Origin of the sequence: Okeania sp. SIO2C9 (assembly GCF_010672455.1) — a bacterium.
Lineage (GTDB): Bacteria > Cyanobacteriota > Cyanobacteriia > Cyanobacteriales > Microcoleaceae > Okeania.
Genome location: NZ_JAAHGO010000269.1, coordinates 1 through 1,178, shown reverse-complemented (window position 1 = coordinate 1,178; position 1,178 = coordinate 1). Strand labels below are relative to the sequence as shown.

The following is a 1,178-nucleotide window of genomic DNA, read 5'->3' as shown; positions in this document are numbered from 1 at the left end:
GCTAAAGATATCCAAGCTGACCTCAATTTAGCTCAGACATTAAACCTTGAAGGTACACCTTCATTTATTCTAGGAGAAGAAGTTTTTTCCGGTGCTATTGAACTCTCAGATCTCGAGGACATACTTGAGAGTGTGAGAAAGTCCTGAAGCTTAAGTAGAAAAATTATACTACTAGTAACCTAATCTGAAGTAATAAATAATAAATTTCCTTGTGGTTATTTATTATTTATTACTTATTACTTATTCCTTATTGGGGAACTCCAAGAAATAAATTATCCAATATACTTAGAAATATAATCTAAAGAATCTTCTCCCCAAGCCATCCTCGCATCTCCCCCTCTCCCCCCTGAACTAGTCCATATACCTCAACTTCAGTCCTAAGTCAAGCCATTGATCCTTTTTTTAATAATCTGATAACTCTTGTTTCATTCTCTGGTAACTCTTGTTTCATTCTCGTCTGATTCTCCCCATGGGGTTTCTAAATCAGTTATCGTAAGAAGGATGGTTCAATTCTTAAGCAATTCTTAAGATCCTTAGTTACACTAATGACCGTAAGGTTTTTACGGAACAGCTGACCAATTTCACTGCTGCGTAAGAGTGTTTATCTAGTAAGGAGATTTTTTATGACTCCCACGATGCTGCGTCAGTTATGGTCTTTAATCGAAAAGACTCAGGCAAATTTTCTACTCAAGCTAGATGATCCAAGCTTGGTACAGTGGTTACTGTATCAACTCAAGCAGGATCAAACTCTCAATCATGAGCAAACCGACATCTTAAGCGACTATCTCCATAATCGATTATCCTTAATCCGAGATTTAGCTCAACAGCGCTCTTAGCTAAGGCAAGAGTAAATCAACAGACTCTTTAGAAAGCTAAGTCTTGGCAGCTTAACTTGAGTAATTATCCCATTTCTGGTTTCGGAAAGATATCAGGTTTTTCCGTTGTTTGTCAAAAGTGAACTAAAAATTAACATCTACTAAAATCTGCTTCAGCTAATGGCTTTGCTGTAGTGGTGTTCAACACAACCACTAGTGCTTCCTGCTGCTATTTTCAGGAAGTTATTCAGAAGGCTAGTTACTTGCAAAAAAAATCGCACGACTAAGTTTGGCAAGAAAGCCTACTCTTGACTTAAAACACTATCAAATTCTGAGTTTTTAGTTACTCAGTTAAGATTTTGA

At 36.8% G+C, this 1,178-nt stretch carries 1 protein-coding gene; it reads left to right on the top strand.

From position 1 onward, the window contains the following. Positions 1–623: 623 nt before the first annotated feature. Positions 624–836 carry a hypothetical protein gene (locus tag F6K23_RS40930; RefSeq protein WP_293166992.1) on the top strand — a complete coding sequence of 71 codons (213 nt, stop codon included), beginning with the start codon at positions 624–626 and terminating at the stop codon, positions 834–836. Positions 837–1,178 lie beyond the last annotated feature (342 nt).